The sequence below is a fragment of the Akkermansia muciniphila genome (genome assembly GCF_900184965.1).
Taxonomy (GTDB): domain Bacteria; phylum Verrucomicrobiota; class Verrucomicrobiia; order Verrucomicrobiales; family Akkermansiaceae; genus Akkermansia; species Akkermansia muciniphila_A.
On the sequence record NZ_FXYA01000060.1, the window covers coordinates 1 to 248 of the forward strand.

At 43.1% G+C, this 248-nt stretch carries 1 protein-coding gene; it reads right to left on the reverse strand.

Annotated features, from left to right (window positions below; translation table 11 throughout):
• On the reverse strand, positions 1–235 hold a 235-nt coding region (locus CI070_RS13795), incomplete at its 3' end, for a hypothetical protein (RefSeq protein WP_218824053.1).
• Between the last annotated feature and the right edge of the window lie 13 nt (positions 236–248).

Below are 248 nucleotides of genomic sequence, written 5' to 3' on the forward strand. Positions count from 1 at the left end.
GCTCGTCGAATTTACTTTTGTTTGAGCTGATTAATGCCTCGGCATTTGACTTTCTACCCCAAAAGCTTACGCCTTCATTGCGCAAACCGAATTCATAAACATCTTTACCCACGTCATCCATAAATCCCATTCTGTCTTTTTTTGCCGATCTATCCACGTATGCTGCACGCAGCTTAGTCACAAACAAATCAACATCCTTCGAGCTTTTGATAATGTCCCCTCCCGTGTTCAGCATGGATGGCATCAAA